The sequence below is a fragment of the Pseudoxanthomonas sp. GM95 genome, assembly GCF_900109775.1.
Lineage (GTDB): Bacteria > Pseudomonadota > Gammaproteobacteria > Xanthomonadales > Xanthomonadaceae > Pseudoxanthomonas_A.
In genome coordinates, this window is sequence record NZ_FOAX01000002.1 from 248,541 (window position 1) to 257,885 (window position 9,345).

10 protein-coding genes are annotated in these 9,345 nt (G+C 68.2%); 5 read left to right on the plus strand and 5 right to left on the minus strand.

The window, feature by feature from the left end; translation table 11 throughout:
- Nucleotides 1-65: 65 nt before the first annotated feature.
- On the minus strand, nucleotides 66-539 hold the full coding sequence (locus BMZ17_RS09305; RefSeq protein WP_093138320.1) for a YehS family protein: 474 nt from the start codon (nucleotides 537-539) through the stop codon (nucleotides 66-68).
- A gap of 101 nt (nucleotides 540-640) precedes the next feature.
- On the opposite strand from BMZ17_RS09305, the gene BMZ17_RS09310 reads away from it, so the two are divergent.
- Nucleotides 641-1,348, plus strand: coding sequence for a DUF6445 family protein (locus BMZ17_RS09310; protein ID WP_093138321.1), 708 nt, complete (start codon nucleotides 641-643; stop codon nucleotides 1,346-1,348).
- Nucleotides 1,349-1,443: 95 nt separating this feature from the next.
- A complete protein-coding gene (locus tag BMZ17_RS09315; protein ID WP_093138322.1) occupies nucleotides 1,444-2,271 on the plus strand; it encodes a polysaccharide deacetylase family protein in 828 nt (275 codons plus the stop codon).
- Nucleotides 2,272-2,275: 4 nt separating this feature from the next.
- Here BMZ17_RS09315 and BMZ17_RS09320 read toward each other — a convergent pair whose 3' ends face one another.
- Nucleotides 2,276-3,700: a GGDEF domain-containing protein gene (locus BMZ17_RS09320; protein WP_093138323.1), complete on the minus strand. Its 1,425-nt coding sequence runs from the start codon at nucleotides 3,698-3,700 to the stop codon at nucleotides 2,276-2,278.
- Between the two features lie 180 nt (nucleotides 3,701-3,880).
- Here BMZ17_RS09320 and BMZ17_RS09325 point away from each other — a divergent pair, with 180 nt between their 5' ends.
- Nucleotides 3,881-4,861, plus strand: a complete 981-nt coding sequence (locus tag BMZ17_RS09325) for an NAD(P)H-quinone oxidoreductase (protein WP_093138324.1) — start codon at nucleotides 3,881-3,883, stop codon at nucleotides 4,859-4,861.
- Here BMZ17_RS09325 and BMZ17_RS09330 read toward each other — a convergent pair.
- Complete coding sequence (locus BMZ17_RS09330) at nucleotides 4,847-6,085, minus strand: sensor histidine kinase (protein WP_093138325.1); 1,239 nt, start codon at nucleotides 6,083-6,085, stop codon at nucleotides 4,847-4,849. The two genes, BMZ17_RS09325 and BMZ17_RS09330, sit on opposite strands and share 15 nt — an antisense overlap.
- Before the next feature lie 157 nt (nucleotides 6,086-6,242).
- Here BMZ17_RS09330 and BMZ17_RS09335 point away from each other — a divergent pair, with 157 nt between their 5' ends.
- Nucleotides 6,243-7,559, plus strand: coding sequence for a glycoside hydrolase family 2 TIM barrel-domain containing protein (locus BMZ17_RS09335; RefSeq protein WP_343124183.1), 1,317 nt, complete (start codon nucleotides 6,243-6,245; stop codon nucleotides 7,557-7,559).
- A 10-nt stretch (nucleotides 7,560-7,569) separates the two neighbouring features.
- Here BMZ17_RS09335 and BMZ17_RS09340 read toward each other — a convergent pair whose 3' ends face one another.
- Together BMZ17_RS09340 and BMZ17_RS09345 are read right to left on the minus strand one after the other, a co-directional pair.
- Nucleotides 7,570-7,998, minus strand: coding sequence for a VOC family protein (locus BMZ17_RS09340; protein WP_093138327.1), 429 nt, complete (start codon nucleotides 7,996-7,998; stop codon nucleotides 7,570-7,572).
- A gap of 80 nt (nucleotides 7,999-8,078) precedes the next feature.
- Nucleotides 8,079-8,336 (minus strand): hypothetical protein, encoded by a 258-nt coding sequence (locus tag BMZ17_RS09345; protein ID WP_139202867.1) that lies wholly within the window; start codon nucleotides 8,334-8,336, stop codon nucleotides 8,079-8,081.
- Nucleotides 8,337-8,725: 389 nt separating this feature from the next.
- On the opposite strand from BMZ17_RS09345, the gene BMZ17_RS09350 reads away from it, so the two are divergent.
- Nucleotides 8,726-9,181 (plus strand): PA2169 family four-helix-bundle protein, encoded by a 456-nt coding sequence (locus BMZ17_RS09350; RefSeq protein WP_093138329.1) that lies wholly within the window; start codon nucleotides 8,726-8,728, stop codon nucleotides 9,179-9,181.
- Nucleotides 9,182-9,345: the final 164 nt, after the last annotated feature.

Below are 9,345 nucleotides of genomic sequence, written 5' to 3' on the forward strand. Positions count from 1 at the left end.
GCATCACGACGTGCGGGCCGCCAAGCCTATCCCGCGCGGCGTTGGCCGGGCAGGGGATGCACGCTTCAGCCGGCCGGGCGCAGTCGCATGGTCAGGCCCTTGAGGAAGTTGCGCAGCAGCTGGTCGCCGCAGGGGCGGTAGTTCTTGTGGTCGGGCTGGCGGAACAGCGCCGACAGTTCCGGCTTGGACACCGGGAAACCGGCCGCGTCGAAGATCGCGTGCATATCCACGTCCTTCAGCTCGAAGGCCACGCGCAGCTTCTTCAGCACCAGGTTGTTGGTGACGCGCTTTTCGACCGGGCGCAGCGGCGCGGATTCGTCGCGGCCGCGGCACTGCACGATCAGGCCGTCGAGGAAATGCGCCAGCAGCGCGTCCGAGCACGGCGCGAAGCCATCCTCGTCTTCCTTCTTCAGCGCCGCCTGCACGTCGCTGCGCTCGATCGCAAAGCCGGGATCGGCCAATTGCGCGATCTCGATGATCTTGGGTTCGCTCAGATCCAGCATGTAGCGGATGCTGCGCAGGACGTCGTTGGTGATCATGGGGTTCCATCAGGACTGCCCGGCCCAGCGGCCGGAATCGCACAGTTTAGCCTCCTGCGCCTGTCTGCCCGCCGACGCGGCGCTGTGGGACCATGCGCGCCATGTTCAATCCGCAGCCCAAGCTCTCCACCGTGGCCATCCCCGGGCGCGCGCCCTGCGTGGTGGTCGACGACGCCCTGCTGGAGCCGCAGCGCCTGCGCGACTACGCGCGGGAGCGACGCGCCGAGTTCAGCTGGCCGACCCACAACGCCTATCCCGGGCGCGAACTGCGCATGCCCGACGGGTTCTCCGCGCAGCTGGACGATGTCTTCCGCCAGCATGCGCGGACGCTGCTAGGCGCACGTCGAACGCTGGCCCTGTACAGCCGCCTGTCGATGGTCACCCTGCGGCCGGAGCAGCTGCAGCCGGGCCAGTCGGTCTGTCACCAGGACCGATTGCTGGTGGCGCCGGAGCAGCTGATCGCTGCCTCGGTGCTGTACCTGTTCGACGATCCGCGCCTGGGCGGGACCAGCTTCTACGCCCCGACCCGCAGCCCGGCCGAGGTCGGCCAGCTGATGGGCGATGCAGGACGCATGGACCCGGCCAGCTTCCAGGCGCGTCATGGCGTGGCGCAGGGCTATATGACCACCGGCAATGCCTACTTCGCGGCGCTGGCGAGCGTGCCGGCGAAGTTCAACCGGTTGATCTTCTACGACGCCAGCATCTTCCACAGCGGCCAGATCGATCACCCCGAGCTGCTGCGCGACGATCCGGAGACCGGCCGGCTCACGCTCAATGGCTTTTTCACCTGCAGTCGCGCGGCAGCCTGATGCGCTTTGACGTGCGTTGATGCTGCACTGCCTGATGCCCGCGCCTCCGCTGGCCGCTACGCTCGCCGGCCTCGATCACGAGCGAAGGACAGGCGATGGCACGACGCGCAGCGGTGTGGGCTTTGGGCATGGCGGCTTGGTGTGCGGTGGCAATCGCCAGCGCGGCCACGCCGGCGCGGTTCGCCTGGCCCGACGGCAAGCGCGCTGCGGTCAGCCTGGCCTATGACGATGCGCTGGACTCGCAGCTGGACAACGTCATCCCGGCGCTGGACAAGGTCGGACTGAAGGGCAGCTTCTACCTGCAGCTTTCGCGCGAACCGGTCAACACGCGCCTGGCCGAATGGCGCGCGGCGGCCGCTGAAGGCCACGAGTTGGGCAACCACACGCTGTTCCACCAGTGCCAGGCCTCGTTGCCGGATCGCAGCTGGGTCGAGCCGCAGCGCAACCTCGACACCACCACCAAGGCGCAGATGGCCGACCAGGTGCTGCTGGCCAACACAATGCTGCACGCCATCGACGGCAAGACCGCGCGCACCCTGACCGTGCCGTGCGGCGATGTGCACGCGCAGGACGGCGACTACCTGCCGCTGGTGAAGCAGGCCTTCGTCGGCATCAAGCTGGGCGGCGGCGCGGTGGTGCCGGACATGATGGCGCTGGACCCATCTGCAGTGCCGGTGGAGGCGCCGGTCGGCGTCACCGGCAAGCAGCTGATCGCGCAGGTCGAGGAAGCTGGGCGCAAGGGCACGATGGTCAACTTCACCTTCCACGGCGTGGGCGGCGATTACCTCACCGTGTCCAACGAAGCCCACGCCGAGCTGCTGGCCTATCTGGCCGCGCACAAGGATCGCTACTGGACCGACACCTTCCTCAACCTGATGACGTACGTGCGCCAGCAGCAGGCCACGCAGGCCAAGGCGCCGTAACGCCTCAGCGTTCGCCCAGGGCGCGATAGGCCACGCGGTTGCGGCCGGCCCGTTTGGCGTCGTACAGCGCCGCATCGGTGGCGGCCAGCAAGGTGGCCGGGTCGTCGCTGACCACGTGCTCGGCCGAACTGACGCCGATGCTCACGGTCACCTCGCCCTCGGGCGCGGGCAGCATCAATGCCTGCACGGCGGCGCGCATCTGCTCGGCCAGCGGTTGCGCGGCGATCGCGTTGGTCGCCGGCAGGATCACCGCGAACTCCTCGCCGCCATAGCGCGCCACCAGGTCCAGCGCACGTGCGGTGCCGCCGGCCAGCGCCTGGGCGACCTCGCGCAGGCGCACGTCGCCGATCTGGTGGCCGAAGCTGTCGTTGAGCCGCTTGAAGTGGTCGATGTCCACCATCAGCAGCGACAGCGGCTCGCCGGAGCGGCGCGCGCGATTCCATTCGCGCTGCAGGGCGTCGTCGAACTCGCGCCGGTTGGCGAGCCCCGTCAGCTTGTCCACCCGCGCCAGCGCATCGAGCTGGTCGCGCTCGGCCATCGCGCGCAGCTGGGTGATCACGCTGCGCACGCCGTAGCCCAATGTGGCGATAACGAAGCCGGCGATGGCCAGGTGCAGGTGCGTGCCGGAAATCAGCGCCGACATCACCAGCAGGCTCATCGGCAGCAGCAGGGGGCTGCCGGCCTGCACCACCAGCGACAGTCGCGGCGAGACCCGGGCCGGTGGCGCGGTCGTCGGCGCACGCAGCGCCAGCGCGGCCAGCAGCAGGAACGGCAGGTCGATCAGCAGGTCCGTCATGCCGCCGAAGCCTGCATCGGCGGGTTCGGCGTGGTTGATGTAGGCCGCCACGGCCAGGTAGGTCCAGGCGAACACCGTCTGGCAGCGGTAGAACCCCCGCCGCGACGCCGTGCGGCTGGCCAGCCAGCGCACCAGCGAGAACAGCGCGATGAAGCTGTTCTCGATGTCCAGCATCAGCACCAGCTTGCCCAGGTCGTTCTGGCTGGCCGTGCTCATCGTCGCGAACGAGAAGGTATGGACGAAGAACAGGTAGCCCAGCACCAGCGCCAGCACCGCATCGACCACCCGCACCTGCCAGCGCTCGCGCTCGGGGCTGGCCAGGGCAAAGGTGAGCGGGACGCCGTAGAGCACGTACAGCAGGATGCTGGCGCCGGCGGTGGCGTCGGCGCTGTCCAGCAGCACCGTCTGCACCATGTTCACCGCCATGCCGCCCGCCCACAGCAGCAGGCCGACCGCCAGGGCAATCCAGGCCGGCGCGGCGCCATTGCCGCGGCAGCGCCACAGGCAGGTGCCGGCCGCCAGCAGGGGCGCGCCGATCAGGAACAGGAACGACAGCACTTCCGCCCGGCCTGGGGCCAGCACGATGGCCAGCATGTGGCCCAGCAGGTAGAGCAACGGTAAGGCCAGCGGCACGTGCAGCCTCCCCCGCCGCATGAGCCTTGACCATACGCGCGGAGCTGCATGGCTCACAAGCCAGGCCCGGCGCGCTGGTGCAGCGCAGGTGTCCAGGCGTGAACCACGTCGCGCTGCTGCGCACGAGGTTCACCGTGACCGGCCTAGCATGAGCGCCCTTCTTTGCAGCCAGGCCGTTCCATGACCGAGACCACGATGACCGCGATCGCCATTCGCGACGGCAAGGGCGATGCGCAGGCGCTGCATCCGGTGCAGGTGCCGCGGCCGGTGGCCGGCGACGGCCAGCTGCTGGTCCGCGTACGCGCGGCCGGCGTCAATCGGCCGGACCTGCTGCAGCGGCAAGGCCATTACCCGCCGCCGCCGGGCGCGCCGGAGACCCTGGGCCTGGAGGTCGCCGGCGAAGTGGTGCAGGGCAGCGGCCGCTGGCAAGCGGGCGATCGGGTCTGCGCGCTGCTGGGCGGAGGCGGCTACGCGCAGTACGCGGTGGTCGATGCACGCCATGCGCTGCCGATCCCGGAAGGCGATGACTTCATCCAGGCTGCGGCCTTGCCGGAGACGGCGTTCACCGTGTTCGTCAACGTGTTCGAACACGGCCAGCTCAAGGCCGGCGAGCGCCTGCTGGTACACGGCGCGACCTCCGGCATCGGCGTGATGGCGATCCAGATGGCCAAGGCGGCCGGGGCGCAGGTGATCGCCACCGCACGCGGCGCCGACAAGGCCGCGCAGGCGCGCGCGCTGGGCGCCGACGTGTCGGTCGATACCTCGGCGGGTTCATTCGTCGAGGCGGCCAAGGCGGCCGGCGGGGTGGACGTGTCGCTGGACATGGTCGGCGCCAGCGTCTTCGCCGACACCTTGCAGGTGCTCAATCCGCGCGGCCGCATCGTCTATATCGCCGCGCTCGGCGGTGGCACGCTGGAAGTGCCGGTGTTCGAACTCATGCGTCGCCAGGCCGTGCTGACCGGCTCGACCCTGCGCCCGCGCCACGCCGACGAAAAGGCCCGCATCGCCGCCGAGATCGAACGCCGCGTGTGGCCGTGGATCGCCAGCGGCCAGGTCAAGGCGCAGGTGGACAAGACCTTTCCGCTGGACCAGGCCGCCGCGGCGCATGCGTATCTGGAAGCCGGACAGCACCTGGGCAAGGTGGTGTTAACCGTGGACTGAGGCCGGCATCTCGGCGGGAAGAGCGTCGGTGTCCCCGGCATCGTCTACCGCGCTCGGCATCTCCATCACAAAGCGCGTGCCCGTGCCGGGGACCGAGTACACGCGCAGGCCGATGCCCAGGCTGGCCGCGGTCTTCTGCACGATCCACAGGCCCAGGCCCAGGCCGTCGCGGCTGTGGTCGGGCTGGCGGAAGGCGCCGAACATGTGCTCGATCTGGTCCTCGGCGATGCCGCGACCGGTATCGACCACTTCGATCTCGACCTGGCCGCGCCGCCGGCGCACGCCGATCAGCACCTTGCCGCCGCGCGGGGTGTACTTGACCGCATTGGCGACCAGGTTGCCCAGCAGTGTTTCCAGCTGGCGCGGATGGGTCAGCGCGCTGGCGCGCGTGGCGACCATGCGCAGCTGCAGGCCACGGCGCCCGGCCGCGGTCGCCTGGGTCGACACCACGTGTTCCAGCACGCCGTGCAGCGGCGTCGGGACCAGCTGTTCCAGCTCGAACGTGTTCTTGCCGCTGGCCGCCGACAGCATCCGGGTCAACCCGTTGTCGACGTTGCGCAACGCTTCCTGCCCCATGCTGACGACGCGTTCCATGCGCTCGGGCGGCGCATCGCGCGCCAGGTCGAACGCCAGCATCGCCGTGGTCATCGGCGTGCGGAAATCATGCCCGGCCGAGGCCAGCAGGCCGGCCCGGTACTGGCTGGTGCGCTCGCTCAGGGCCAGCATGCGGCGCAGTTCCAGCTGGGCCATCACCTGCCGCGCCAGCGCACGCAGCGCCTGGCCCTGTTCCTCGGTGATGGCGTTGGGCACGGTGTCGAGCACGCACACCGTGCCGATCGGCAGGCCGTCGGGCGTCTTGAGCAGGGCGCCGGCATAGAAGCGCAGTCCCGGTTCGCCCACCACCAGGGGATTGCCGACAAAGCGCGCATCCAGGTGCGTATCCGGCACCACCAGCAGATCGTCCTGCAGCAGCGCATGCGCGCAGATCGAGCCTTCGATCGGGGTCTGGCGCGCGCCCAGGCCGTGTTCGGACTTGAACCACTGGCGCTCGGTTTCCACCAGACTGATCAGTGCCATCGGCACGCCGCAGAGCTGGGCTGCGATCCGGGTGATGTCGTCGAAGACCGTTTCGGGCGGCGTATCGAGGATCTCATAGCGCCGCAGCGCTTCGAGCCGTCGCTGCTCGACAGCAGCCGGAAGAGTGGGGGCGGCACGATGGATCATGGAATCGATCTTGTGAAGTCGCCGAACGCTGGCATGACGGCCGTAGCCGCACAGTGAAACCGGCTGCGCGCAGGCATGGCATGATCCGCCTCCCCCACATCCTCACCGCGCCGGAGCATCGCGCGCGGCCTGCCGTCGTTGTCGAGGGGAATCAATGATGTGGAAGCCAAGCAATGTCCTGGCCGCGTGGCTGCTCTGCATGCCGCTGTCCTGCCTGGCCCAGGTCGCGCAGCGCGGCCCGGCCGATGTGCACGTGGTCCAGGTGCAGGGCCGTTACCAGCTGCAGGTTGATGGCAAGCCGTTCTACGTCAAGGGCGGCGGCATGGCCGGCACGCCGCAGCAGCAGGACGCACTGGCCGCGCGTGGCGGCAATTCCTTCCGCACCTGGCACACCGGCGAAAACCGCAGCGACGTGGTCACCATGCTCGACCACGCCCAGCGCAGCGGGCTGAAGGTGGCCATGGGCATCGAGGTCGCACGCGAGCGCCACGGCTTCGATTACGACGACGCCAAGGCGGTCGACGCGCAGCGTGCCCGTATCCGCCGCGAAGTGCTGGCCTACAAGGACCATCCCGCCGTGCTGATGTGGGTGGTTGGCAACGAGCTGAATCTTGAAGGGAAGAATCCTGCCGTGTGGACCGCGGTCGGCCAGTTGGCCGACATGATCCACACTCTCGATCCACACCATCCGGTGATGACCACGCTGGCGGGGTTCGACAAGCCGCTGATCGAGGCGATCAAGCAGCGCGCCCCGTCGCTGGACCTGATCGGCATCCAGCTCTACGGCGACATTTCCGCGCTGCCGGAAAAACTGAAGACCAGCGGCTGGACTGGCCCGTACATCGTCACCGAGTGGGGCCCGACCGGGCATTGGGAAAGCCCGCTTACCACGTGGGGCGCGCCGATCGAAGACACCGCCACGCGCAAGGCGCAATTGCTGACCGAGCGCTACCAGCGTTACATCGCCAGCGACACGCGCCAGGCGCTGGGCTCGTATGTATTTCTGTGGGGCAACAAGCAGGAGCGCACGCCGACCTGGTATGGCCTGTTCCTGCCAAGCGGAGAATCCACGCCCAGCGTCGATGCGATGCAGCAGCTGTGGACCGGCAAGCCGGCAGCCAACCGCGCGCCGTCGATCGCCGTGCCCACCATCGACGGGCAGCTTGCCCAGGCCAGCGTGACCGTCGCGCCCGGCAGCGAACATGCGGCCAAGGCCGCGTCAGAAGATCCGGACGGCGATGCGCTGCACTACCAGTGGAGCGTGCGCGCCGAAAGCACCGCCAGGACCGTTGGCGGCGATCCGGAAGACGTGCCGGCGCAGGTCGATGTGCGTATCAGCGAGACGGCGAACGGCGCGATGCGATTTGTCGCGCCCACGCAGCCTGGCGCCTATCGCCTGTTCGTCGAAGTGCGTGACGAACACGGCCACGCGGCCTACGCCAACTTCCCGTTCCGTGTGCAGGCCAAGGAGTAACGAAGGCGGGTCAGAAGTCGATCTGCACCGACGGCGCGCTGCGTTTGGCTTGTCCGTGGAAGACGGCCTCGATGTTGTTGCCATCCGGATCCAGCACGAAGGCCGCGTAATACCCTGGGTGGTAAGGCCGTTCGCCAGGCGCGCCGTGATCGGTGCCGCCGTGCGCCAATGCCACCGCGTGGAAGGCTTCGACCATCGCGCGGTCGCGCGCCTGGAATGCCAGGTGATGGCGTCCGGTCAACGCGCCCTGCGCAGCGACGCTGTCGGCAGTGGAGACGAACAGTTCGTCGGCCCAGAAATAATCTTCGCCGGTGCCGCCGATCGGCACGCCCAGCACGTCCAAGATCGCGGTGTAGAACGCCTGGCTGGCCGGCAGGTCGCGCACGACCAGCTGCAGGTGATCGATCAGGCGTCCACGATGAAGCTGCTGGGTTTCCATGGCGGTGCTCCGCTAAGGATGGAGTGGGCGTTCTAGCACTGGCCAGCTGGCAGCGGGCTTCACGCGCATCCAACGGCGCATTACTCATAGAACGCGTCGGCCGCATCGATGGCCAGCGCGTGTGTTTTGGCAAAGGCGACCGCGGCCTTGCAGGCGGCTAGTGCGACCGGATTGTCTTCCAGGTGCGAGACCGGCGCGCACCGCATGGTCAGCAGGTCGGCGCCGCTGCACAGCTCAACCTGGCCATCGGCGGTGACGGCGATGGTGTCGTCGCCGGAGGTGACGAAATACAAGCGGTCGGTCGTCCGACCATAGATACGAAATGCGGATGGGGACATGGCGTTTCTCCTTGAGGGAGCGCTGCCTGTTCAACTTACCCAATCGCCCCTTCAGAACTGCTCCTGCGCAGGTCACGAACCCATACCGAAACGGAACGTGTGCACTTCCTTCGCACGTCATGAATGTCGACGCGTTGCATCGCGTCGCGACGTTTTCTCTGATGCAGCCCCGGCGGCGCAAGGCGATGCGCCGGTGCGATGAATGCAGGTTCATCGAAGGCGTTGTCAGGTGAGGAAATGCGCTGCGTTGCTCACGCCTCGCTAGCGTCGCCGCGCGCAGGGTGACTCGCACCAACGCTGCTTGCCAGCAGTCCCTGTTTTCGCCCAGCTCGACATCGCGTTGATAAGCGCGACCGACGCCACGGCCCACCGCGAAGGAGTTCCAACGCATGAATACCCAGACCAAGACCACGCATACCCTCAATGACCTGATCGCCATCGCGCGCGATGGCCAGGATTTCTACACCGAGGCCGCAGGCAAGGTGGATGACGCCACGTTGAGCGCGCTGTTCAGCCGCATCGCCGGCGTCAAGCAGGACATCGTGCGCGATCTCAGCGCCGCGGTGACTGCAGCAGGCGGCGAGCCGGCCACGCACGGCACGGTCGTCGGCACGATGCAGGAGTTCTACGGCAAGGTCCGCGCCACGCTGGGTGACAAGCAGTACGGCTATGTTGCCGAACTTGAAGAGTCGGAAGATCGCCTGCTGAAGGCTTTCACCCAGGCGGCCTCGGACAACGATGCCAGCGTGGCCGTGCGCGAGGCTGCACAGCGCTTGCTGCCGCAGGTGCGCGAGTGTCACAACGTGATGCGTGATCGCAAGCACGCGATGAAGAACGCGGCGTAAACCGCAACCGCCTGAAAGCCAGGCGTCTGAATGCAGCCCGCCCGATGCAGATCGGGTGGGCTGCTTGTTTTTGCGCGGGGCACGCAAGGCGCCAGGCACGCCCTGCTTGCCTCCCGTGCGCCGCATCGGCGACTGTAGGCGCCTTCCTGCCGACCTGATGGCGT